The 22242-nt window shown below is 46.2% G+C and carries 25 protein-coding genes; 8 read left to right on the top strand and 17 right to left on the bottom strand.

The window, feature by feature from the left end:
• Positions 1–9: 9 nt before the first annotated feature.
• Positions 10–1068, top strand: coding sequence for a glycosyltransferase family 4 protein (locus AC5JL3_RS21450; RefSeq protein WP_496076407.1), 1059 nt, complete (start codon positions 10–12; stop codon positions 1066–1068).
• 240 nt (positions 1069–1308) lie between these two features.
• Positions 1309–2322: a glycosyltransferase family 2 protein gene (locus tag AC5JL3_RS21445; protein ID WP_496076406.1), complete on the top strand. Its 1014-nt coding sequence runs from the start codon at positions 1309–1311 to the stop codon at positions 2320–2322.
• An 87-nt stretch (positions 2323–2409) separates the two neighbouring features.
• On the opposite strand, the gene AC5JL3_RS21440 is transcribed toward AC5JL3_RS21445, so the two are convergent.
• The 11 genes from AC5JL3_RS21440 to AC5JL3_RS21390 form a co-directional block, all read right to left on the bottom strand.
• Positions 2410–2508, bottom strand: a complete 99-nt coding sequence (locus AC5JL3_RS21440; RefSeq protein ID WP_496076416.1) for a hypothetical protein — start codon at positions 2506–2508, stop codon at positions 2410–2412.
• 229 nt (positions 2509–2737) lie between these two features.
• Entirely contained in the window at positions 2738–4051 is a 1314-nt protein-coding gene (locus AC5JL3_RS21435) for an NAD(P)H-dependent oxidoreductase (RefSeq protein ID WP_496076405.1), read from the bottom strand.
• On the bottom strand, positions 4048–4599 hold the full coding sequence (rfbC, locus tag AC5JL3_RS21430) for a dTDP-4-dehydrorhamnose 3,5-epimerase (RefSeq protein ID WP_496076404.1): 552 nt from the start codon (positions 4597–4599) through the stop codon (positions 4048–4050). Before rfbC ends, AC5JL3_RS21435 begins: the two co-directional genes overlap by 4 nt.
• Entirely contained in the window at positions 4599–5624 is a 1026-nt protein-coding gene (locus tag AC5JL3_RS21425; protein ID WP_496076403.1) for an NAD-dependent epimerase/dehydratase family protein, read from the bottom strand. The genes rfbC and AC5JL3_RS21425 overlap by 1 nt, the downstream gene beginning before the upstream one ends.
• 13 nt (positions 5625–5637) lie before the next feature.
• Entirely contained in the window at positions 5638–6852 is a 1215-nt protein-coding gene (gene lhgO, locus AC5JL3_RS21420) for an L-2-hydroxyglutarate oxidase (RefSeq protein ID WP_496076402.1), read from the bottom strand.
• A gap of 61 nt (positions 6853–6913) precedes the next feature.
• Positions 6914–7687 (bottom strand): glucose-1-phosphate cytidylyltransferase, encoded by a 774-nt coding sequence (gene rfbF, locus AC5JL3_RS21415; protein ID WP_496076401.1) that lies wholly within the window; start codon positions 7685–7687, stop codon positions 6914–6916.
• A 535-nt stretch (positions 7688–8222) separates the two neighbouring features.
• Positions 8223–12809, bottom strand: coding sequence for a DUF3987 domain-containing protein (locus AC5JL3_RS21410; protein WP_496076400.1), 4587 nt, complete (start codon positions 12807–12809; stop codon positions 8223–8225).
• Position 12810: 1 nt separating this feature from the next.
• Positions 12811–13218: a hypothetical protein gene (locus tag AC5JL3_RS21405; RefSeq protein ID WP_496076399.1), complete on the bottom strand. Its 408-nt coding sequence runs from the start codon at positions 13216–13218 to the stop codon at positions 12811–12813.
• 351 nt (positions 13219–13569) lie between these two features.
• Positions 13570–13812: a hypothetical protein gene (locus tag AC5JL3_RS21400; RefSeq protein ID WP_192216778.1), complete on the bottom strand. Its 243-nt coding sequence runs from the start codon at positions 13810–13812 to the stop codon at positions 13570–13572.
• 404 nt (positions 13813–14216) lie between these two features.
• Complete coding sequence (locus tag AC5JL3_RS21395) at positions 14217–14417, bottom strand: hypothetical protein (protein WP_192216779.1); 201 nt, start codon at positions 14415–14417, stop codon at positions 14217–14219.
• Positions 14418–14502: 85 nt separating this feature from the next.
• Positions 14503–14820 (bottom strand): hypothetical protein, encoded by a 318-nt coding sequence (locus AC5JL3_RS21390; RefSeq protein ID WP_496076398.1) that lies wholly within the window; start codon positions 14818–14820, stop codon positions 14503–14505.
• Between the two features lie 313 nt (positions 14821–15133).
• On the opposite strand from AC5JL3_RS21390, the gene AC5JL3_RS21385 reads away from it, so the two are divergent.
• On the top strand, positions 15134–15289 hold the full coding sequence (locus AC5JL3_RS21385) for a ribbon-helix-helix domain-containing protein (protein WP_496076397.1): 156 nt from the start codon (positions 15134–15136) through the stop codon (positions 15287–15289).
• Positions 15290–15440: 151 nt separating this feature from the next.
• Here the strand turns inward: AC5JL3_RS21385 and AC5JL3_RS21380 are convergent, their stop codons facing one another.
• The 3 genes from AC5JL3_RS21380 to AC5JL3_RS21370 all read right to left on the bottom strand — a co-directional run bounded on the left by AC5JL3_RS21380 (position 15441) and on the right by AC5JL3_RS21370 (position 16970).
• Positions 15441–15983 (bottom strand): SHOCT domain-containing protein, encoded by a 543-nt coding sequence (locus AC5JL3_RS21380; RefSeq protein ID WP_496076396.1) that lies wholly within the window; start codon positions 15981–15983, stop codon positions 15441–15443.
• 45 nt (positions 15984–16028) lie between these two features.
• A complete protein-coding gene (locus AC5JL3_RS21375; RefSeq protein WP_496076395.1) occupies positions 16029–16565 on the bottom strand; it encodes an SHOCT domain-containing protein in 537 nt (178 codons plus the stop codon).
• A gap of 219 nt (positions 16566–16784) precedes the next feature.
• A complete protein-coding gene (locus tag AC5JL3_RS21370) occupies positions 16785–16970 on the bottom strand; it encodes a hypothetical protein (protein ID WP_496076394.1) in 186 nt (61 codons plus the stop codon).
• Between the two features lie 12 nt (positions 16971–16982).
• On the opposite strand from AC5JL3_RS21370, the gene AC5JL3_RS21365 reads away from it, so the two are divergent.
• Entirely contained in the window at positions 16983–17306 is a 324-nt protein-coding gene (locus AC5JL3_RS21365; protein ID WP_496076393.1) for a hypothetical protein, read from the top strand.
• 407 nt (positions 17307–17713) lie between these two features.
• On the opposite strand, the gene AC5JL3_RS21360 is transcribed toward AC5JL3_RS21365, so the two are convergent.
• Positions 17714–17983 (bottom strand): GlsB/YeaQ/YmgE family stress response membrane protein, encoded by a 270-nt coding sequence (locus AC5JL3_RS21360; RefSeq protein ID WP_496076392.1) that lies wholly within the window; start codon positions 17981–17983, stop codon positions 17714–17716.
• A gap of 270 nt (positions 17984–18253) precedes the next feature.
• Positions 18254–18415 carry a hypothetical protein gene (locus tag AC5JL3_RS21355; RefSeq protein ID WP_192216784.1) on the bottom strand — a complete coding sequence of 54 codons (162 nt, stop codon included), beginning with the start codon at positions 18413–18415 and terminating at the stop codon, positions 18254–18256.
• Between AC5JL3_RS21355 and AC5JL3_RS21350 the strand changes: the two genes are divergently transcribed.
• Positions 18414–18578, top strand: a complete 165-nt coding sequence (locus AC5JL3_RS21350) for a hypothetical protein (RefSeq protein ID WP_496076391.1) — start codon at positions 18414–18416, stop codon at positions 18576–18578. The two genes, AC5JL3_RS21355 and AC5JL3_RS21350, sit on opposite strands and share 2 nt — an antisense overlap.
• A gap of 282 nt (positions 18579–18860) precedes the next feature.
• Here the strand turns inward: AC5JL3_RS21350 and AC5JL3_RS21345 are convergent, their stop codons facing one another.
• Positions 18861–19031, bottom strand: a complete 171-nt coding sequence (locus AC5JL3_RS21345; RefSeq protein ID WP_496076390.1) for a hypothetical protein — start codon at positions 19029–19031, stop codon at positions 18861–18863.
• Positions 19032–19293: 262 nt separating this feature from the next.
• On the opposite strand from AC5JL3_RS21345, the gene AC5JL3_RS21340 reads away from it, so the two are divergent.
• The 3 genes from AC5JL3_RS21340 (at position 19294) to AC5JL3_RS21330 (ending at position 22130) form a co-directional block, all read left to right on the top strand.
• A complete protein-coding gene (locus AC5JL3_RS21340) occupies positions 19294–19935 on the top strand; it encodes an AAA family ATPase (protein WP_496076389.1) in 642 nt (213 codons plus the stop codon).
• Positions 19932–20324, top strand: a complete 393-nt coding sequence (locus AC5JL3_RS21335) for a hypothetical protein (RefSeq protein ID WP_496076388.1) — start codon at positions 19932–19934, stop codon at positions 20322–20324. The genes AC5JL3_RS21340 and AC5JL3_RS21335 overlap by 4 nt, the downstream gene beginning before the upstream one ends.
• 129 nt (positions 20325–20453) lie before the next feature.
• Entirely contained in the window at positions 20454–22130 is a 1677-nt protein-coding gene (locus tag AC5JL3_RS21330) for an alpha/beta hydrolase (RefSeq protein ID WP_496076387.1), read from the top strand.
• Positions 22131–22242: the final 112 nt, after the last annotated feature.

The following is a 22242-nucleotide window of genomic DNA, read 5'->3' as shown; positions in this document are numbered from 1 at the left end:
ATTTTTTTAATGCATTGGAATATTGTTTCACCTTATCAAGACACAACGTCTAACAATCCCGAGGGAGAATGGTTATTACCTTATCTGCCTAAAGATAAACACAATTACAGCCTGCTCTCTCGGCGAAGCAAGAACGTCAATTGGCATGAGCGATCTTCTCCTGTCACCGATTATAGGGAATGGTTGAATTTATGGGAACAAAGTAGGCGGGCAGTGACAACCTGTCAGGGTGGAATGGTGACGATTCTACCTCAACTGGCAAGTGTGATTGGGCTGCAACAACGCTTTTTCGGTCCCCAGTTTCCATTAGTTGCCTGGTGGTTTAATACCAATCTCTACAAAGGGTACAAGTGCTGGCTAGCGAGCGCCGCACTCAAGGATGTCAATCGTTTTATTGTCCACAATAGGCTCGAACGGGAAGTTTATAGTCAATGGTTGGGAGTGCCGATTAATCGCTTTGAATTCGTGCCGATGCCAACGAGAATTCTTCCTATTACGGAACAGGAAGATACTGAGAGGCCTTTTATCCTATCAGTTGGCTCAGCCTTTCGGGATTATCCCCTACTGTTTGAAGCCGTTAAGAAGTTGGGTTTGCGTACAATTGTTGCTTCAGGACCAAAGACCCTAGAAGGATTAGAGATTCCATCTATGGTTGAAGTCCCCCTTGGCATCAAAAATCCTGAAATTCTCTCCTTAACTCAGCGTGCTCGATTAGCAGTGCTTCCTCTCCGGCAAGAGGGGTTAATTGCTGGAACTGTTGCAGCGCTCGAGGCTTTGAGCCTTGGTTGTCCTCTAATTGCAACTGATCGCCCAGGACCGGATGATTACATCCAGCACGGTAAAACTGGGTTGTTAGTAAGACCCAACTCTCTCACTGCATTAGTTGAGGCGATCGATCATCTCTGGCATGACGATACCTTGCGGGGGCAGATGAGAAAACAATCTAGACAATATGCTGAAGAACAACTTACGCTCAAAGCGGCAGGAGCTGCTTTGGGAGGGATTTTAGATCAGGTAGCTAATGAGTGGGAGCATAGCCCCCAGCGACTTAAGCACTGCATCAGGTGATAGCCAGTATTTAGGCATTGGTCTAACGCCTATTTCTTCCACAACACTGCCGCCAGGGCGAGATAGATCTGACTAGACCCTAGCTGTCACAGGTTACAAAACAAATCTTTGCAATTTAGGCATTAAACCCAACAATTACCTATAGATTATAGATTTTTTTGTGAATACGAAGAAAGTTTCTGTTATTGTTCCAGTTAGCTATTTAACAAAACAATTACCTGCACATTCTGGAGTTTTCCTATGAATACGAAAAAAGTTTCTGTTATTGTTCCAGTCTACAATGCTGAGAAGTATGTTTCAGATACTATCCAGTCACTGCTGGCTCAAACCTATGAAAACTTTGAAGTGATTATTGTTGATGATGGGTCTCCCGATAAAAGCATTGAGATTTGCCGTAAGTTTACAGATTCAAGAATAAAAATTGTTCAACAGCCAAACCGAGGATTGGCTGGAGCTAGGAATACAGGCATTCGTCAGGCTCAGGGTGATTACCTGTCTTTTATAGATGCAGATGACTTATGGACTCCAGAAAAGTTAGAAAAGCACGTCAAGCATCTGAACAGTTCCCCGTCAGTGGGGGTAAGTTTCAGCTATTCAGCATTCATTGACGAGTTGGGTCAAAACATGGGGCTTTACCAAATCCCCCGCAAGATCAAGGGAATTACGCCACCTTATATTCTCTGCCGCAATCCAATTGGCAATGGGTCTGCTGCCGTGTTCCGCCGAGAGGTATTTGAGAACATCAGGTTTCAGGATAATCTTCATGGTCAAGTAGAAGATTTTTACTTCGACGAGCATTTTCGCCAAGCGGAAGATGTGGAGTGCTGGCTCCGAATTGCAATTCAAACTGATTGGAAAACTGAAGGGGTTCCAGAAGTGCTCACACTCTACCGCCTTACCTCTGGAGGACTCTCTGCTAGTGCGCTTAAGCAATATAACGCCCTTGAAAAGCTTCTTGAGAAGGTTCAGATGAACTACCCTGACTTGTACGAAGGTTACGCCAGCTTAGCCAGAGCTTACTACTTAAGATACACGGCTCGTCGAGGTGTAACCTTGAGCGATGGAGCAATGGCTGTTCAAAAGATCAATCAGGCTGTAAAGCAGGATTGGCGGATTCTGAGAGAAGAACCACACCGAACATTGCTAACGTTTGCAGCCGCCTATGTACTTTGGCTAACTCCAAAACCTCTTTACAAGCAATTAGAATTGATGGCTTATAAACTGGTTGAAAGGAATCAGAAACGCTTCTCTTAATAGCTTTAGTGACAATAGAAATTAATCTAATAAGCAAGCCAATAAGCGATCGCGTAAATTATCAAAGTTTGCAAACCGATATCCTTATCACTTACTGGGCTTGAGGCGATGGTTGACTCCCTCCATCGCACTACTCGATGAGCGACTGATGAAATAGTTGCAGATGCTATCGAGATGGTCACGAATCGTTGCAGAACTTTCAATTTTCCCTACGGAACCTCAGAGACGGCAGGTTGTAAGTAGTTGTATAAAGCAACACCGGGACAATTCTGGAGAGAAAGTCCCGGTGTTCCCATTAGTTGCGTGTGTTTCAACGAGACAAACTAGGAGTCCGTCCTCAGTTACCGCTTAAACTTCTTCTGTTCCCAACCACACCCGTTATTGGGAACAGAAGAAGTTTAAGCGAATTCACAATCTACCTAACGGTAGCTGGAGTTTTTGAGGAGGCGAAATAAGCGTTTTGTTCAGCCCGCAGTTTGTCACAAAGTCTGCCTTCCGGTAACTCCACGTCATCATAGGTGAGGACGTGGTCTTTCGGAATATCCCGCTTCAGACGGCAACCTTCAGCTAACCCCATAGGTAGCAGGTTTTGCGCTTGGACAACATCAGAGTTTTCACATTGACCGTAAGTCATGTAGTAGCCGATGCCATCCAGAGTTTCTCCTGCCTTGAGGTCAATTTTTGCCGTCGTTACAACATCGACAAGCGGGCCACCCAGAGGTGCCATAACAGCATCTCCAAACAGGACAGCACGAGCAACGGATAGGGGTACCTCAAAGTGGCACAGGTGATAAGGGGTGTAGAAGCTGTAAAGCGGACCTTCCCCTAACTTATACAAATTCAGGTAATGACGTTGCTTGGGGTCGTCATGAGTCGCAAAGACAAATACGCCAGGACCTGGTTTGGTACCCACGACGTAATCAACAATACCGCCCAGTTCTTTGAGCTGGTCGATATCATACATTTTGGTCATCTCATCGACATGACCCCTGTAGTCATAGCCCAACATACCGCGCTTGGCGACCTTCATCCCAGTCGCATTAGCAACGATCGCTTGCTCGAAGGAAATTTTGCTACCATCGGCAAAACTGGTCACCATGTGAGCTTTTTGACCCCACTGCTTGGCAAACCCTTCTTGGGTAGTAGGGTTGCGGTAAGGGTCTTGTAAGCCTTTGATGTTGCCACACAGTAGTGGTGTCAAACCGATGCTCTTGACGAACCGATAAAGGTTCATTTCTACGCCAGGTTGGTCGCCATCGCAAGCGGACAGGATAACGCCAGCGCGGTCAGCATAGACTTTAAGAATCGGACCAACCGTGCCATCGAGTTCCGCATTCATCAGGATGATGTGCTTGTGATTGGCGATCGCTTCCATCACCACATGGGCCCCAAACTCAATCGCGCCCGTCACTTCAATCAGCGCGTCAATGCCACTGGCTTTACACAGCAACATCGCATCTTCAGTTACGGCATACTGCCCTTGTGCGATCACTTCTTCCAACTCCGAGACTGTATCAACAACCTTGACATCCTCAGCGCCAGCCTCAGCATACGCCCGCTTCGCGACATCTAGACTCCGGTTGGAAATCGCCACCAGCTTCATCCCTGGTACCGAGTTGAGGATTTGGTTAGCAATCCCCCGACCCATAAAGCCAGCACCAATCATCGCCACCTTGACTGGATTACCTGCTTGGGCCCGTGCTTTCAGCGCATTATCGACAATAATCATGATTTTGCTCCTACAGAAACAGATTCAAACAAAGGCCAAGCCGCATCTTTATCGGAAATTACAGTAATTTCGATCGGCCACTCAATGCCAAACGCAGGGTCGTCATAGCGCAGTCCCCGCTCATATCCAGGGGTGTAGAATTCACCCACCTGATACCCCACCTCAGCACCATCCGTAAGTGCCAGGTAACCGTGAGCAAACAGCTCAGGGACATAAAGAGCGCGACGGTTTTCTGCCGTGAGTTCCACGCCAATGTGTTGCATATAGGTGGGGGAATCAGGACGCATATCAATAATTACGTCGTAAATTGCCCCTTGGGTGCAGCGAATCAACTTAGTTTCCGCCGCAGGAGGAACTTGATAGTGCATCCCCCGCAGCGTGCCCTTTTTATGGTTGAACGACAAATTACACTGGGCAACCGTTGGCTTTAAACCGTGTTCTTCAAATTCTTTGGCACAGAACGTGCGTGCAAAGAAGCCTCTGGGGTCTTCGCGATGCTCTAAGTCAATGATAAAAGCGTCTTTGAGCTTGGTTTCGGTAAATAGCATTACTTGCTCCAGAAGAAATCTTTGTCAATTTGCTGGGTGCGAATCAGATACTCAAGCTGCTTTAAGCGAGTGAAACCTCTCGATTCAAAAGTTTCTTTGGTCATGTCAATTTGAGTAAACAAATCAAATAGCTGCTGGGCACCGCGCTTAGCATCCCAATCGCACTTGAATCCAGGGAGGGTTGTGTTAATTTTCTCAAAGGACACGCGATAGCTGCGGTTATCGGCACCACTATCACCAAAGCTCAACTGGCAGCCTGTGAAGATATCGGCAATGATTTCAGCGATTTCTTTGACTCGATAGTTATTTGAGGTGTCACCGACGTTGAAGACTTGAGCGTGAACGACATCACGGGGGGCTTCAAGCGCACAGACAATTGCTTTACAGATATCTAGAGCATGAACCAAAGGGCGCCAAGGTGTACCATCGCTCGTCATCTTGATTTCTTTGGTTGTCCATGCCAGTCCTGCCAAGTTGTTCAAGACGATATCAAAGCGCATCCGGGGAGAGGCACCAAAAGCGGTGGCATTCCGCATGAAGGTGGGCGAGAAGCTATCGTCTGCCATCGGCATGACATCACGCTCCACCAAGGTTTTGCACTCGGCGTAAGCGGTTTGGGGGTTCACTGAGGATTCTTCAGTAACATCGCCTTCTGTCGCAACACCGTACACACTGCACGAGGACATATAGACGAAGCGGCGTACTCCTGCTTCTTTCGCAATCGTGGCTAAGCGAACCGAACCTTTATGGTTGATGTCGTAGGTAATTGTCGGAGATAGTTGTCCAGTTGGGTCGTTTGAGAGTTCAGCCATGTGAACAATCGCTTCGACACCTTCTAAATCTTCATGAGTGATGTTGCGAATATCTTTAGTTAGGGTTTTGGCAGTAACTTCAGTACCGTTGTACAACCAACCCACTTTATAGTATCCGGTGTCTACCCCAATTACGTCATGTCCGCGTTCGATGAGGAGGGGAGGCAGTAATGAGCCAAGGTACCCTTCTGTTCCTGTTACCAGTACTTTCATTAGTTAAAAATTCCTATGCGTTAACGGCTGATTGTAGATGCTGCGGTGCTGGAAGCTGCTCTACAACCGCTTTGCCAATTTCAATAGAAGAAGTGGCGGCTGGAGAAGGAGCGTTACAAACATGGACGGAGTTTTGACCTTTGACAATCAAAAAGTCGTCCACGAGTTTCCCATCGTTCATCAAGGCTTGAGCGCGAACTCCGGCGTGGGTGGGAACAACATCGTCCGCTTGCACTTCAGGAATGAGCTTTTGTAAGCTGTGGACAAAAGCAGCTTTGCTGAAGGAGCGAATGATTTCCTTGATGCCTTCGTCGGCGTTTTTGGCGGCAAGTCTCCAGAAGCCTGGGTAAGTCATGACTTCTGCGAAATCCCGGAGGTCGAAGTCGGTTTTTTTGTAGCCTTCACGTTTGAGGCTCAAGACAGCATTCGGTCCGGCGTGAACACTGCCATCAATCATCTTGGTGAAGTGGACACCGAGGAAGGGGAAATCGGGGTTGGGAACTGGGTAGATTAGGGTGTTAACCAGGTAACGTTTTTCTGGGGTGAGTTCGTAGTATTCTCCCCGGAATGGGACGATTTTGGCTTTGGGGTCAACTTGTCCGAGTTTAGCAATGCGATCGCTATGCAGTCCTGCACAGTTAACGACGCAGCGTGCCTCGAATGTACCTTTGTTTGTCTCCAATACCTGGCTATTCGGCATTTGGCGGATTTTCTCAACTTTCGTATTGAGATGAAGTTCGCCACCTTGTAACTCAATCAGTTCCGCGTATTTCCGAGAAACCTGCTTGTAATCAGCAATTCCTGTTGAGTAGACCCGAATTCCTGCCACACAGGCAACATGCGGTTCAACTTCCTTGACTTCCTCTGCCGTGATTTTCTTGACATTCAACCCGTTTTCCAAACCACGTTGGTATAGGTTTTCTAGTCTCGCCAGCTCACTTTCATCAGTAGCAACAATGACTTTGCCACAAACTTCATGAGCAATACCATGCTCTCGGCAAAATTCCACCATCGATTGGCAACCATCACGGCAAAACTTCGCCTTAAAACTTCCTGGTTTGTAGTAAATGCCGGAGTGAATGACACCGCTGTTATTGCCAGTTTGGTGAAAAGCCCACTGGCTTTCCTTCTCTAGCACGACAATGCGTGCATTGGGATAGCGTTTGCCTAAAGCCATACCGGTAGAAAGACCAACAATTCCACCGCCGATGATTGCAAAGTCATACATAGGTATTTTTGCTACTGCCACTCTTAGTGTACGAATCGTTCTTGACGCTTTAAATTTTGGCTTACCAAACCTTCCAAGGGGCTTTACCACTCTTCCAGAGGTCTTCAAGATAATTTTTATCTCGTAAAGTATCCATGGGTTGCCAAAAACCACTGTGTTTGTAAGCCGAAAGTTGGTTACTTTCAGCAAGCTTTTCTAATGGCTCTTTTTCCCACACGGTGGCATCATCTGCTATATAGTCAATGACTTCTGGCTCTAAGATAAAATAACCACCATTAATCCAAGCCCCGTCTCCATCTTGCTTCTCACGGAAACTGGCGATTTTATTGTCATCTTCTGCCAAGGCGAGCGCTCCAAAGCGTCCGGCGGGCCGGGTTGCCGTCAATGTTGCTAAAGTCTTTTGCTCTTTATGAAAGTCAATCAACTCTTTGATATTGACAGCACTTACACCGTCTCCATAGGTGAAGCAGAAGGTGTCTTTGCCAACATGCTCTTTTACTCGCTTGAGTCGTCCTCCGGTCATTGTATTTTCACCCGTATCAACTAAGGTGACTTTCCAAGGTTCGGCATAACCAGAATGGACGTTCATTTGGTTAAATCGCATGTCAAAGGTGACATCGGACATGTGTAAAAAGTAGTTAGCAAAATACTCCTTAATAACGTATCCTTTGTAACCGCAGCAGATGATAAATTCATCTATTCCATGAGCGGAATAGCTTTTCATGATGTGCCACAGAATTGGCTTACCACCAACCTCTACCATAGGCTTTGGTCTAACGGAAGTTTCTTCACTAATGCGAGTACCCAGACCTCCAGCCAGTATCACTGCTTTCATGTAATTACCTCATAATTTTCAAGGCGACTAGTGTGTAACCTTGGGTAGACCGTGAACACAGAAATTCAGATGAGAAAAGTTGATAATTATTTGTCTAAACAATTATCCTAATCGTCAATGCACAAGCCAACTGTAAAGACACGGTAAATGGATGGACTCTCCATGTAAAAACTTCAAGAATTTCTGTAAATATTCCGGTTGTGCGGCAACCAGGTGGCCATAAACAGCAGCATCATAGCAAGCCAGGGTTTGTAATGCCAAGGAAAGGAATTGCAACTTATGAGTGCTAATTGTCACTCTAGAAAGAGAATAAAGTTCATTTGTAGAGTGCCCTAACTCCTGACCCGAAAGAACATGGAGTATTGAGAAAATGGAGAGATGGAGAGAGTGTTAAACCATTGATAGGGAGAAATACTTAGAGCTAGAAAACAAAGTCTCTCGGTCTCTAATACATCCTGGTGTATGTCTTCCCCCCCAAATTTATTCATGGGGTTTCTTCCCATCCTCATCATCCCAACCAACCAGGAACTCCTCTTCACGAGCTGCGGTGTAGCTCTGTCAGCAACACAGGCTTCTTGAATAAGTCAAGCTTGGCATAATCACCATCAATGGCAGTAATTTCAAACGGGGCAAATTGTTCACAGTGTGCAGGACATTTAGACCAATAGACGCGATCGCCTATTTTGAGGACAGTCCCCTGAACTTCATCCCACTGAACGGGGTTTTGCTTCGCTAAAGGGTCATCGCCAACGGAGTCGCAACACTTACCTTCCTCTCCAGACTTCACCAACGCCAACGCCAATACATCAACGTTGAAGGGGTCTACAAAAGGGAGACACACTGGAGCAAAGGTCAGCACACCCTTAACTTCTAAGCAGGGAGGTGAAAACGCCGTCCCCTCCCATTCGGAGCAAGTAGAACTATTGAGGTAGGAAGTCAGCGGAAATTGTGGAGCAGCAGCAATATGAGTTGTAGATGGTTCATACCAAGTTGCATTCAGTCCTGATACTTGACACACAGAGGCAGGAAATAAGGACTTTGCCTCAGAGCCAAAGAGGAGGTTTTTGCTCCCTTGTCCTTCTTGTTCCCCAAAGTCTCCCTTGTCTTCCTTATCCCTCTGTATCTTGTTTGACCGCAACTTGGGTTTTGCCGCAACCACTGTGTTGGGTGACTGTAAGAACCACTTCACTAGAAATGAACGCTGTCCCTGAATCGCAGCCGCCGTCACAAGCGAGAGTAGCTCACTCTCTTCGAGTCCCGATAGTGGTGTAACTTCCTCCACGGTGACTAGGGCGTGTTTATAGGTCTCTCGAAGGTCGGGATTTTGTGACAGTGCCGTGGGATTAATGACAACCGTTCCTCCCTCTTCTACCCCAGTCTCCTGCAAGTGAGAGTCTATCAAGACAGCAGACTGATTCAGAGGGAACACTTTCAAATGAACTCCCGCATGTATCGTCTCTGATGATTCTCGACTAGTAGCTGGTTCTATGGCTTCCGGCTGGGGAGTTTTCACATCTAGCTCCTCACCAACAGAAAAAGTGGAGTGGTTATCCACTGGTGGAGAAAAAGTGGAGTGGTTATCCACCACCTCGGATGACGCTCTAGCGTCATCACAGCCCCAAAGTGGAGAAGTGGAGTGAGAGTTAGTAATTAGAGATTGAGAACTACCAGAAAGTGGAGATTGAGTGGAGTCACTCTCCAAGGCTAAGGAAGTTGCTGTGAGATTCGACATCAGTTGAGAGTCTTCAAATCCCTGAGCCTCTTCAAGGGAAGCCAGAAGGCAGCAGGCAGAGGGCAGAAAGTTCCGGTCAGACGGGGATTGAGAGCCTTGTCCACAATCCGACGCTCCTATGCTCGTGCCATCGGCACCGGGATAAATCTTTTCTGCCTTCTGCCCTCTGCCCTCTGCCTTTCTTGGTTCAGCTTGATAGGTGTGAGCCGTTCCCTCGCACAAGATTGAATCTTCTGTAGGAGATAGGCTTGTTCCAGAGTCGAGTGGGGGCGAGGAAGATTCAGAACGTGAAATTAATCCACTTTCTTCTCCGATAACGTCATCAGTACCCGAATCCGAAGGTGGAAAGGTATCCACTTTCTCCACTTTTTCTTGAAATCCTTGTTTTTGCGTCCTTTGAGTCGGTGGAGAGGTTATCCACTTTTCTCCACTTTTCTCCACTTTTTTATCCCGTGGAGGGTCTGGCTCATCAAAGGGAAGATCGGGTAATTTCCAGGAATACTCCAGTCGGATTCCGCTCCCTTGGGTACGACCTAGAGAGAGTGCTTCTAACTCCCTGAACCAGGAGCGAATCGAGTCAGGACGTGGACGGTGACGGCTATCGTATCCACTCTGGACGACTTTTGCTTTAATCCAACTGTTGCCAGTCGTGGCATCCATGCGTTTGGATAGTTCCACGATTTTTGCTAAGTGTGGTGCCATTTCCCCCAAGTCGGTTGAACAGTTGGCGTGGATAAGCTTGACTTGACCGATGTAGAACTTAGCTAATGCGATCGCACTTAATAGTGGTTGCAGTGGGATTTCTTCATCGGGGATAGTCTTGCCGTTGGCAAGTTCATGGAGCACATGGAGGTTAAGCGCTAGTCGCCCGATATAGCCTTCCATCTTGGAATAAACTGCTCTCATTCCCGGTAAGGGGTGAGAGACACGTAGCTGCTCTAGCTGGTTATAGACAGGTTGATAACGCTTAAATGCTTCTCGTGAAAATCGATATTCTCTCGCTGGTAGTCGATCAATAGCGCGGTAGTAATTTAAGAGACGCCCGGTTAGGTCTAACCCAGAGCCATCATCATCGTTTAGGGTAGCTGCTGCCAGAGGCTGGTTGACAAACAAAAACCGTGCCCACTGTCCGTCTGGATCGGAGCAATCTCGCATTAGCCGCTTGAGAACTTCTGGCTGGATGGTGCCACAGATTGAGAGACTTAAGCCCTCGATATCGGCTTTGGTTCCAGCCGCTCTAAGAATAGTGGCTCCTGTGCCGTCGAAAGCTGAGAGGATGTCTTGGCGATCGCTTCCACGTCCCCCACTGTATTTGTTTTGAGAGGCAAATAATCCAACCAGTTCATCAACCAACGCCAGAAGTCCTTTATCTGGATGTGCTTGGAACTGATACAGAAGTCCCTCGCCAGTAGAGTTGGTGAAGTAATAAAGTCGCTGTTGCGGTTTTTTCGGTTTGCCTTCTGGGAATTTTTTTGAACGCTCCTCAGATTTACATTTCTCCCAGTCGGCAATTTCTTTGTCATACCTCGCTTGTGCCTCTTCAAAGGCAAGGCGATTTTCCCGCTGGAGGACAGCGAGTGGTTTTTTGATGATTGCTTTGAGGATTGGGGATTTTTTCTGTCCGGATTCGGAGACTAACCCAGCAAAGATGGTAGGCGGGACGCTGAAGCCTTGACCTTTGTGGATGACTAACTCAGTAGAAGTTTTGTGGAGACTGGATACGGCAACCAAGAGTGAGGTGAGACAAACTTCAGGGCGAATATTGAGTCCTTGTGCGAGTCCCTCAAGCGGAATAGCTAAGTCTGCTGGGAGAAACGCAGAAATGTTGAGGGATTGGTCGGTGAGTTTGAGGAGGTTGTCTACTTCAGAGCGGCGATTCTCCCTTGATTCCTCAATCTCCAGTTCCTGCTCAATGGTTTCAAAGAGTCGGGAAACCTCTCGTTCTGATACTCCTGGGAAAGCTCTTCTGATTCGGATTTTGGCAGTTTGCAGTTCGGATGGTGGTAAATCTTGAATCAGGATGTTTTTAATTTGGCTCCGGATTGCGGTGAGTTCAGAGGGCGTTTTTTGGGGTAATGTAACTCCGCCTGAGCCGTGAGAGTCTTCATTACCGTCAAAGTTCTCGCTGCCACCGCACTTCGGACTCCCTCCGCCATTGCGTCCACCACCGGAACCACAACCATCCGCGTCAGTGCGTTCTGTAGAGATGTGATTGCCTTTGTTTCTACGGATGGCATCTTTGATGTGAGCGGGACATTTCGCTTCAAAGGTGGCATTATCCAGTCGCTGAATTTTCAGCCAACAACTCTCCTCGCCACCACGGTAGAGTGCCGCTGGCTGGCAAGATGTCGGGTCAATGGTTTTGAGGATGCGGTTAATGCGATCGCTATCTAGTCCTAGTAAAGAGCCAGCCTGATGGGTTAGGGCTATAGTGTTGCCACTAATTTGAATACCGTTGTTGTCTCCCCAGTTCTGCCAGCCGTACCATTCTTGGATTGCTGTTGCTAGAGCGTCACTGCGGTCATCGGTTCGACACTTGCCCTGTAAAATGTCGCGACTGGTATCGTGACCCAACAATTCGAGTGGGATACTGCCAGGGATTGGGGATTGGGGATTAGGGATTGGGGATTGTCCATTCCCTAGATCTAATTGTTGGTTTCCTTTCCTTCCCCCCTTTTTAGTGGGGTAAATTCCAATTGCGGATAAAGAGTCTATATACACAGGTAGAGCACGGCTGATGGATTGGTAAGGATTGCCACTGGGGCCAATTGTGGGAGCGAGTACCGTAAAGCGTCCGGTAAAGAGGGCTTCGCCAACATGAGCGCCGCCAGGTGTTAGGGAGAAGTTAGTAAAGTTGGGTTTCTGTTCGAGCTTGAGGGCGATTCGCCAACCGCCTGAATGCGATCGCTCAATCAATGTTTGTTGTTGGGGTGTATCACCCGACGCTCTTACTCGCTCCAGAACTGAGGTAACAGCGGCATCGCACTCTTCCTGAGAGGGAAACTGTTTAACGTCAAAATCGAGCCAGACTGTATCGTTCCAGCCGCCTAGCGTTCCTACACCGTTTTCTGGGTTGGCAAACCAAAGTTCTAGATCTGCGTCTCGTGGGAGTCGGGTTTGATACTGCCGATGATTGATTAAATGAGGAAAGCCGTCACGATCTAAGTAGGAAGGATTTTTGCCAGTGTAGAGCTGTATCGGCTGAAGCTCTTCTGTGAGAGGGCAGTGTGCCCAAACACCTTGTTCAGGATGAGTCTTGACGATTTTTGGATGCTTTTTTGCATCTTGGGCTGGGGCAATGGGTAGTACTGGGTAGTTGTGAGCAATTAGCCAGTCAATAACTTCTTGGCGTTCTTGTGGCGCACTTGGCTTGATTGGAGTCTGTACCATTTCACTTGCCCCCCTGACTAGCTGTGTACACGTCAGCAATTGGTTGTTGGAGGGGACTGCTGAGGTATCCCTGATGAGCTAACGCAAGCGCCTGTTGTTGGTCGTACTGTTTTGCTGTGCCGTTGTGTTGTTGATTCGGCGTGCTGCTTGGGAGGGCTTGAAGAGTAGCCGGTTCCAACAGGTACGTCTCAACGCTGTGCTGGTTGTGAGAATGTTGCTCAATTCCACCTAGCCTTGGGAATCTGAAGTGCAAGGTTGGTGGAATTTTCGAGGTAGACAAGGGGGAGACAGCCGATGAAGTGAAGGGGAGGCTGGAAACTCTGCCTTGTCTTGAGGTAGAATTAACTACAGAAAGTTTCATATCTTGGAGGTGTCCACGTTCAGTTCTTAGCTGCGTGGGTGCTTTCATTTACAGGGCTGGTTCGCTGCTCGGTTTGGGCAAAAAAAACTGAGGGCAGCGCCAGCCTTTAACTATTGGTTAGTCTCTAGGTTTGGCTTTTCATTGTTTTGTCTCCTGTTGTCTTGGTTAGGTATTGGGCTTCTTAGCGGGCAGGGATTGAGAGACTATGAAGTTTTCTTGGATTACCAGTTTTGTTAAAGAAAGCTAGAGAAATATTAGCTTGTGATAACTAGGTATACAAGATAAACGGGGAAAATGATAAGAGGCTTCTCGCGTTGGGTAGATTGTCAAAGCAAGCGAGACGCTCTTGTTCCTCTCTTTCGAGTGCTCAACCAAGCTTTTAGCTACGGGGAGCGTTAGTTACTCATCGGGCAAGTCTTTAGGAATGTCTCTGTGTTTTTCCTGTAACAGCTTTTCCTGCAACAGTTCTTCCAAGTTCTCCTTGCTGAGAACGTCTTCAATCATTTCCCTGACGGTGTCAGACATGGTAATGCCCTTCAGGTAGCAATAGAGTTTGAACCTTTCCTTAAGTGCTTCAGGTAACCGAAACCTGAGATAGTCGTCCCTTTCCAGCATTTGTTGCTTCTGGACATTTGCCATCATTTGAGTTCCCAGATGCGTGTTGTCTAGCCGAGCGTTGTGATAACAGCATAGCAGATAATAGTGTGTTTGCTTTGTGATTGAGTAACCGATAGTTCAAAGATTACAATTACTGCATTCAGTACTTAATGCAGTATTTACTTAAGTTATTAAGTAAGGCAGTAGTTACTGCATTTAAAGGTAAGAAGAACATAATGTTTTGTGGAAGTTGTGATATTGAATGGAGGGTTTTTCGGGAGTTCAATTAACTCTTGCCCCTGTTGTCTGCCAGGGGGTTTAACCGAATGGCACTTAGTTAAGAGAGATGGGGGAGATGAGGAAGTAATTTCTGCCCCACCTTCCCCACCTTGCTTCTCGTAGTGCCATTTGACTTTAGGCTCTAGCGGGCTGGAGCGAAGGCAGGGGTTTCAAAAGTCCTCGGTCATCAATTGCTGAATCCACAGCCTGCCTTTTGCTTTTGCACTTGCGGCGTTGTAATAGATTTCGCCGTGACGGTAGACTTCGCCGTTTGGAGAAAGTGCTTCAAATTTGTGTCCTTGAGCGTCTTCGTACACTAGTAAAAATAGCCCTTGGATGTTGGTGAGTACGTGAATTTTGCTTTTGAGCATGGTGGCAATTAGTGTGCTTTGAGGGTACAGGAGTTTCTCGAAGGATGTGGGATGTTTACTTCAAGACGCTTCTACAGGCGACTCGTCAATTAAAGAGGACTGGCTGCAAGTCTGACTCGCCAACTTCGTCGATGAATGGAAGTTGAGGAGTGGTGCTGTCACTCCAGAGGAATTTGATGAAGTAAACCCAGCCTGGAAGGTTCCAACCTGGAAGGTTTAGGGTAAGTCCTACAACAACACCAATGCTATGGTAGGTTTTTCCTGTCTCATCGTCTGTGTAGCTGTGTTCTACTAGTTGGTTAAACCAGTATTTTGGTTGTAGAAATGTTGATGGGAGCCGTTGTTGGCTATGTTGACATAGGTTGGGTTCCTGGGGGGGTGAGTCAGTATAAATATTTGTCATTTTATAGAGGGTAGAGCAGTGCTGGTGGGGCTTGGGTAAGAAGCGTCCACGGGCGTATGCTTAAGATGAGCTGTGCCAGACGCATTGCTTGCGGCTGGACAGTTGTTAATCTGAGGTCAGAGTTAGGGCATTATTGCCAGAATTACTGGTATGCCTTTGCTTGGCGTTTTTTGATATGGACAAAGGTTCTGTCCTGGGTAAAGCTGAATGGCTCTCTCAGGTGCGGACAATTTTACGTCTCTCTTATTTGTTTTATTGGCTGTACTTGGGATGTATATGACTAACAAATAAACTGTATCCTATATGCACTAATATGACAAGCGACGAGATAAAGAGAGTTACATTCAAGCTGCCTGTGTCGGAGTATGAGCGGCTAGAAGCATTTTGTAAAAAGACTCACAGAGGTAAGACAGAAATCCTGCGAGAGTTTATCAGGTCGCTGCCTGATCCAGAGCCTGAGAAGAAGTAGGCAACGATGAGGGGTGAGGGCTTACATAATTGCGCCTTTTAAACACAATGCAACCAATAAAAAAAACCGCCTACTAAAGGCGGCTCATGCTGTAAACATTCAACAGTCAGAAACCTAACATCACCTTGATGACTTTTCAGACACTTTTTTATTACTCAAGCATTGCTTTTCGGCTTAGATATTCATCTCGGTTAATCAAATTTCGCTCAAAGGCAATTTTTAAGTTGTAAAGCTTTTCAAAGTTATTGACTCGCTTGTTTAACTTAGCTTCTGTAACTTCAAATTCTTCTACGTCAATCACTCCCATCTCTTTGAGTTCTTGGAGTTTGTGCAATTCATCCTGAACTTGCTTCTTTGCTATAATTAATTCTTGTGCTTTCAGTTGATCGGCTTGCTTAGCTTTGATTTCTTTGATGACTTCTAAAAGTTGCTTTCGCTCCCAATCTAGTTCCTTGATAGGAATAAATAAAGGTACAAGAAACTCTTGATTAACAGGCTCAGTTTTTCTTAGAGAATCAGCAACTGTTTGCCCTAGCAGGGTATATCTTTTCTCAATTTTAAGATCAATTTCCTTAATTTTGACCTCTAAATTAGAAAGTTCTTCATTTCTTTGGGCTTCGGCTGAGGTTTGAGTTGATACTTCCGAAAATCCTTCATTAATTGCCCGACCCAGATTACCGAGAAACTTATTCATGGTTAGTAGCTCCTTTTAGATTAACAACCTCTAAATGACTGAGAATTAAAGAGATTTCAGAATTATTTGCTTTTGTTGCTTGAATTCTTCCTCAGAAATTTCACTGGCTTCATATTTTTCCTTAAGTTGCTTCAGCCTGTTTATAGCTTCTTGGTTTGTTCCAACTCCAGTGAAATCTTTTTCGGTTTTATTGAAACTAGAAGCTGAAGCGGCTGAGTTTTTTTCTTGTAGCCGCTGACGAGCTTTGTTAACTGCCATTACTTGTTCGGCTGTTATAGCTCCAGTTCCTATCAGACCCAGCAAATTGTTAAAGCTTTTTGAACTTGCTTCTGCTTCCGTCACTAAGTTAAACATGAAGCTGACAGCAAAAAAATAGCCCAGAATCTTAAGTGAGTTGATTCCTCTATTTAAGTAAATGAGTCCAGCTATTGGAAAAATAAAGCTCAAGATTCCGGCTGTAGCAGCATTTTTTGAAGCCAGTTCTTCAGTTCGTACTATATCTCTCTTGGTGGGAATAAGAGGATTCCAAGGACTTACAGTAGTATTGCTTTCGGGGCTGTTTGCCAATATTTCCTTATTCATTGCCTGTACTCCCTGGCTGCTGTAGTTCTGAATATAACGGCTTAGGAAAGCCTAAGTAATAATGAATTTACTGAATTTTTTTTGAGTCTTATTAAGTTAATTCAGTATTTTCACGGTTTCCTAAGTAGATAGCTTGCAGACTTCCTTTCTTGGACTTTCGCCAGAACCTGATTGAATGCAAGTTTCGTCAACTTTTCTACAATGCAGTAACGCAGTAAATCAGTAAGTTTGACCTAACCCCCCAGCCCCCTTCCCTTGCAGGGAAGGGGGAGCCGGATTTTCGACTCTCTCTAGGTTTTGCTCCCCTCTCCTCTTAGGGGAGGGGCTGGGGGAGGGGTCAAACCGAGATGCATAGGTAAAAGAGGAATAGGTGTGATCGCCTTGAGGATTGTGTAGATGTGTCATGCTTGAGACATCTTGCACCGTGCGATCGCGTTGATGAATGCCCTAAAAACCCAAATACAAACTGATGAATGGGTTACAGCAACTTGGGAGCAATTTAAAGAGATTGCTTCCGATCCAGCCTACGAAAAAGCCAAGTGCTACTACGACAACGGACAGTTACGAATTGAAGTGAGTATCGGTTCCAGCCATTCCCGCGATAACACCGTTGTCATCTTAGCGGTTAACTTGTTCTGTGGGCTTAAAGGAATTCCCTTAAATGGGCTAACTAACTGTAGCTATAGAACCGACCAATCTCAGGTAGTTGCTTGGTTGGTGGCTCAATTTCAAGACAAGTAAAAGATAAAACTTACACCTATTAAGCGTATTATTTATTCGGTTGGCACTCCAACCACAGACCGCGAAAACCAAGCGGCAAAGTAAAGAATCTCTTCAACCTGCGGAAGGCGGGTTGCTGCCTGTGGAGGCTAGGTGAGACCTTTCTTAGAACCGCTCTTTGAAGGCACTGGCGGTTGGGACAAGAAACGAAGGTTTTGCTTTTAGAAGCGATACAGCTTCAACGAAGTATGCCGAAGTACTTCACAAGAGTCATACCGCCTTGGGTCGTAGTTTGAGCCAAAGCGGTATGAGACTTATATTTTTTGTTGTCAGAAGACCCTCAGTAGTCATAGCTAACGGCTTGTTTATGAGGGTGTTCAACAACAACTTATTGAGCGGAAATTAGTAAGTTCTTATTCAGATATTAGTTAAACAGTGCGGCGGTTAAACATATTCCAGATGAAAACGGTGAGAAGTGCGCCTAAAACAGCCAGAATAACTCCTGGAATACTAAGACTTGTCGCTGCCAGTGAGAAACTCCCCGTAGTGAGAATTGTTGCTAAAGTTCCACCGAGAAATGCCCCGACAATTCCTAATAAGATTGTTGAAAAAATTCCACCACCTTGGCGACCAGGATAAAGAGCTTTTGCGATCGCACCAGCAATAAGACCTAAAACTACCCAAGCAAGAATGTTCATAAAACTGTTTTGTAAAAACGTCTCTCATCGACAATTACAAGGTATCAGTTCTGATCTTCCTCTTCTATCTCCCTCACGAAATAAAGTGTTGTTCCCGTAAGGAATAATCCAAGAGATTTATTTACTAGGGATGAGACAAACTAAAAAGTTTCTTGTGGTAGAGTTGCAATGCTTAGTAGCGGAGGAGGCTGGAGAGAAGCTATCTGGTGCCCCTTACGCTCTCATTATGTGACTTTCACTACTCAAAAGCCAAGCACGTTCAACAGGTTGTTATTTGACTTTCTTCTCTGAGTTGTTCTCGGAGAGATATTTTGCGATCGCTTCTCCTAACTCTTGTTGAGATGTTTTATTTGTCTCTCGTTTAGGAAACAATGCCTCAGCAATCAAGAGGAAATACGCGGCTAAAAAGATAAGAGCGGGTATAGTCGTCATGGTTAATTTCTCCGGTAGACGTTGCGATCTGATTGAATCTAGTTTCACCGGAGTCCAGCGCTATATGGGGCTTGGACTGACACTTCGCGAAAAGCCACAGCAGCTTTTGCCTCCTTGCTTATTATTTCGTGACGGCAGGAAGTTAAATAAGGGACACTTCTAAAAACTAGCCAATTAGGGCTTGCCTTCCTCTCGATATTGTGAGATGCATAAGGATTAAATTCAACCTAGCTTTAATTTATTCAGTAATGCAGTAAAGGTGTAATTAAGTAATTGAGTCAGGCTCCCCATTTAAGCCGGATGCTGAAGGAGAGGAAGTTTTCTTGTATCTTTCCTAGATCATGTCCAAGGGACGGAACGAGTAAGGCAGTGGTGGGGAAGAAAAAGCGCGATCGCATTATTGCTATCTAGTTGTCATAAAGTCGTCACATCCGTCCAGTACACTTTATTTAAGTAGCAAACATAAGTTTTGTGCTTGCTCCTCACACCATTCACGATGCCCTTTCCACTGACAGGTGAGAGGGTATTTTTTTTGTTGCACCACAGGAGGACTGGGTGGTGTGGCTTCTGGTGTGGCTATCAAACCTATCGTCAAAACCGAAATCTTAAAAGGCACAAGATGCAGCGCTCCTACAGAAATTCAGGCAAAAACAGGTTTATAAAGGGGCTTAAATACTTAAAACAGTAACTCAGTAATGCAGTAGTTAAGTACTTAAGCAAGAAAGGTGAAGCTAAAGCTCAACGATGTCTCGTTGTATTGGTGTTCCTGGATGTCCAGTTTACGAAGATGCTTTAAATGCTTATTTACTGCATTACTGAAGTACTGCCATAATGCAGTAAGTAAGTCAGTAAGTAAGTAAAGCAGTAAGTACGCTTATATGACCATCATTGCCCTAATTAATCAAAAGGGTGGCTGTGGCAAAACTACGACAGCCGTACATTTCAGCTACTGGCTAGCAACAAAGAAGAAAACGAAGGTGCTTCTGGTTGATGCTGATGCTCAGCAGTCTAGCTCAGGGTGGTTAGAGGGCATGGAGTCGCCAATCCCCCACAAAGTGGTGCAGACACCTGATGATTTGCTAGAGCAAATCCCAGAGTTAGCGAAGCAGTGTAGCCAGTTGGTTGTTGATGGACCTGCTTCTCTTGCAGAAGCGACTAGGGCAATTTTGTTTCGTGCTGATTTGGCGATTATTCCCGTACAGCCAACTGGTGTTGACTTGCGTTCGGCATCTGAAGCGGTGAGATTAATCAAGCAGGCGCAGTCAGTACGAGGGGGTCCTCCGGCGGCGGCAGTGTTTCTCTCACGAGCGGTGAAAGGCACCAAGCTCAAAGATGAAGCGATCGCACTTTTGAGCCAAACCCCTGAAGTCACCATGCTCAAAACCGTAATTCATCAAAAACAAGCGATCGCAGACACCAGTGGTCAGTCCGCAACCGTTTGGGATTTACCCAGTCGTCCAGCTAAAGAGTCAGGGCAAGAATATGAGCGATTGTTCAAAGAAATTTTGGCATTGTTATGAGTCCTAAAAGAAGTCGGAAACCTCTGAATGATGCTTTAGCAGAGCAGTTTATCTACGGTGAGAAGTCGCCACAGATAGTCCAAGAGCCACCACCGGAAGCCACGCCACCTGAGTCGTCTCCGGAACAAGACTCAGAAACTGATAGCAAAAGCATTACCGCACAAAGTTCAACAAGTGTGACATCAGGTGCAACGAAAAAAAACGTCAATCCGTCGCCGTTGATGAATCGGTTTCAAGCGCAACCTAGAGAAGCGACAGTACGCTTCACGGTTGATTTATCCACGTCGATGCATCGGAAGCTGTCTATTTTGGCAGCGAGGACAGGAAAGAGAAAGGCTGAAATTGTGCGGGTTCTGCTGGATGAAGCCCTAAAAAATGTAGGGGAGTAGTGCCAGGAAGAGAAGCTAGACTGGTGTTCTCAAAAAATATCTCTTTAAGGGTAATTCTACTGACTGAAGAAGCAACCCGAAAGCTGGATAGGAGATAAAAGACGACAGATAAACACGAGATAAACATAAATGTTTGATGGAAGAATCATTCGCTGTGCCGGAGTTATGGTATTGACGCTTAGCGCCTTGTTTAGCCTCAACGGAGTGACTACCTCGGTACAAGCGGCTGAAACCCTTGTGTTGCGGCGCTCTCAAGAGAGTGAATCAATTGATGTTGCTGATTTGAAAACCCTGGTAGGTACTGAAACAACTCCACTAAATCTGGAAGATTTAGCGCGGATTTTGTCTGCCAAGGAACGCCGTCAAATCACCAATGCACTTCAGGCAAAATTCAACCTCAACGCTGTGGATGTTCGGAATTTCCTCAATACTCAGGTTGGTGATGAGCTTGCCACGGCGCTTGCTAGGGCTACCCCAAGAGCGGATAGGGTTGGGGTGCAAGCGATGAAAACTGCGTTAGTTTTGGGAGCCAATGCGCCTGAAGGATTGTCTTTAATTAGCTTTATCGAAGCGTATCCGAAGCCTCGCCTTGAACTTAATTTAGATGAAGCCTTTGAGGTTGTTGAAAACTTTAATGGAGCGTTTTGGCAAACTCAGGCATTTATGGCAGCGATCGCACCTCAACTTGCTCCGAGGCGTTCCCAGATTGATGTCCCGTTTGATGCTAGCCAGCCAGGACGTGCGACAGTTCAGGTGCTTTCTTTAAACCTCAATGATGCAGAACGTGGGCGCGAAATTCCCCTTGATGTTTACTGGTCAACAGAAGCCTCTCCTACCAAACCTCTCATTGTCTTTTCGCATGGTTTGGGTTCTGTTCGTACTGATATGCGCTACTTGGCAGAACATCTTGCCTCGCATGGCTATGTCGTCGTGGCGCTAGAACATCCAGGGAGCAATGGGACTCACATCCGGAATGCTCTGAGGTTAAAGGCTCCCCTCTTGGAAGCGGAGGAGTTTTTAAATCGCCCGAAGGATATTAGCTTTGTCCTTGATGAACTTCAGACGCTTAATCAAAATGCTAGTTCTCCACTCCAGGGTAAACTGGCAAGCGATCGTGTGATGGTCGTTGGGTATTCTTTGGGAGCAGCTACAGCTTTATCTGTTGCTGGTGCCCAACTGCAACTCACCGAGTTGAAACAGCGCTGTCCTGGGGATATTCTCGCGTTTAGTCTTGGGGAAACTGCCCAATGTTTTGCTGAGGGGCTTCCCGAAGACCGTTATCAACTGCGAGATTCAAGGATTAAAGCAGCGATCGCTCTTTCTCCCACCACGTCCCTGATATTTGGCGAAACAGGCTTATCTCAAGTCGCCGTCCCTACCTTAATTGTTGCTGCATCCGCTGATAAAACGACCCCAGCTTTAACCGAACAGATTATTGGTTTTGATAAGATGCCCTCACCCAAATGGCTAGTGGGGATTGTTGGTGGTACGCATCTCAGTGTCAAAGACCCCAGCACGACGACCGACCAAGCAGGACAACTGGATACACTTTATACAGGTGGTGAAGTGGTTGGTGAACAAGCCGTTGATGTTCGTAACTACGTGAAAGCGATCGCACTTGCTATGGCAGCACAACTTATAGATGAGGCTAGCCAATACGCCATCTTTCTCACCCCGGAGTACGCCCAGTTCGCTTCTACAAAAGCGTTTCCGATTCGCCTAGTTACTGAGATTCCGCCAGAAGCGGAGGCAATTCTTCAGGATTTTCGTCAACACCAAGCTCAAGAACCCAATTCTTCTCTGTGACACACTCTAGGCACTCGTTGCTATGCAACAGAGCGCTGGCTTCTTTTTTTAAAAGTCAATGTCGAGAAATCCGACCAATAAAGTACGGTTGTCACTACTCAAGGGGGACGAG

The sequence above is a fragment of the Symplocastrum torsivum genome (assembly GCF_059505465.1).
The sequence above is the reverse complement of the archived record's forward strand: the minus strand, read 5'-3'. Positions and strand labels throughout refer to the sequence as shown.

What these genes read in the sequence shown, in the direction of transcription:
- AC5JL3_RS21450 (WP_496076407.1), top strand. Translation starts at nt 10, where the DNA reads ATGCATTGGAATATTGTTTCACCTTATCAAGACACAACGTCTAACAAT.
- AC5JL3_RS21445 (WP_496076406.1), top strand. Translation starts at nt 1,309, where the DNA reads ATGAATACGAAAAAAGTTTCTGTTATTGTTCCAGTCTACAATGCTGAG.
- AC5JL3_RS21435 (WP_496076405.1), bottom strand. Translation starts at nt 4,051, where the DNA reads ATGATTATTGTCGATAATGCGCTGAAAGCACGGGCCCAAGCAGGTAAT.
- rfbC (WP_496076404.1), bottom strand. Translation starts at nt 4,599, where the DNA reads ATGCTATTTACCGAAACCAAGCTCAAAGACGCTTTTATCATTGACTTA.
- AC5JL3_RS21425 (WP_496076403.1), bottom strand. Translation starts at nt 5,624, where the DNA reads ATGAAAGTACTGGTAACAGGAACAGAAGGGTACCTTGGCTCATTACTG.
- lhgO (WP_496076402.1), bottom strand. Translation starts at nt 6,852, where the DNA reads ATGTATGACTTTGCAATCATCGGCGGTGGAATTGTTGGTCTTTCTACC.
- rfbF (WP_496076401.1), bottom strand. Translation starts at nt 7,687, where the DNA reads ATGAAAGCAGTGATACTGGCTGGAGGTCTGGGTACTCGCATTAGTGAA.
- AC5JL3_RS21410 (WP_496076400.1), bottom strand. Translation starts at nt 12,809, where the DNA reads ATGGTACAGACTCCAATCAAGCCAAGTGCGCCACAAGAACGCCAAGAA.
- AC5JL3_RS21405 (WP_496076399.1), bottom strand. Translation starts at nt 13,218, where the DNA reads ATGAAAGCACCCACGCAGCTAAGAACTGAACGTGGACACCTCCAAGAT.
- AC5JL3_RS21400 (WP_192216778.1), bottom strand. Translation starts at nt 13,812, where the DNA reads ATGATGGCAAATGTCCAGAAGCAACAAATGCTGGAAAGGGACGACTAT.
- AC5JL3_RS21395 (WP_192216779.1), bottom strand. Translation starts at nt 14,417, where the DNA reads ATGCTCAAAAGCAAAATTCACGTACTCACCAACATCCAAGGGCTATTT.
- AC5JL3_RS21390 (WP_496076398.1), bottom strand. Translation starts at nt 14,820, where the DNA reads ATGACAAATATTTATACTGACTCACCCCCCCAGGAACCCAACCTATGT.
- AC5JL3_RS21385 (WP_496076397.1), top strand. Translation starts at nt 15,134, where the DNA reads ATGACAAGCGACGAGATAAAGAGAGTTACATTCAAGCTGCCTGTGTCG.
- AC5JL3_RS21380 (WP_496076396.1), bottom strand. Translation starts at nt 15,983, where the DNA reads ATGAATAAGTTTCTCGGTAATCTGGGTCGGGCAATTAATGAAGGATTT.
- AC5JL3_RS21375 (WP_496076395.1), bottom strand. Translation starts at nt 16,565, where the DNA reads ATGAATAAGGAAATATTGGCAAACAGCCCCGAAAGCAATACTACTGTA.
- AC5JL3_RS21370 (WP_496076394.1), bottom strand. Translation starts at nt 16,970, where the DNA reads ATGACACATCTACACAATCCTCAAGGCGATCACACCTATTCCTCTTTT.
- AC5JL3_RS21360 (WP_496076392.1), bottom strand. Translation starts at nt 17,983, where the DNA reads ATGAACATTCTTGCTTGGGTAGTTTTAGGTCTTATTGCTGGTGCGATC.
- AC5JL3_RS21350 (WP_496076391.1), top strand. Translation starts at nt 18,414, where the DNA reads ATGGTTAATTTCTCCGGTAGACGTTGCGATCTGATTGAATCTAGTTTC.
- AC5JL3_RS21355 (WP_192216784.1), bottom strand. Translation starts at nt 18,415, where the DNA reads ATGACGACTATACCCGCTCTTATCTTTTTAGCCGCGTATTTCCTCTTG.
- AC5JL3_RS21340 (WP_496076389.1), top strand. Translation starts at nt 19,294, where the DNA reads ATGACCATCATTGCCCTAATTAATCAAAAGGGTGGCTGTGGCAAAACT.
- AC5JL3_RS21335 (WP_496076388.1), top strand. Translation starts at nt 19,932, where the DNA reads ATGAGTCCTAAAAGAAGTCGGAAACCTCTGAATGATGCTTTAGCAGAG.
- AC5JL3_RS21330 (WP_496076387.1), top strand. Translation starts at nt 20,454, where the DNA reads ATGTTTGATGGAAGAATCATTCGCTGTGCCGGAGTTATGGTATTGACG.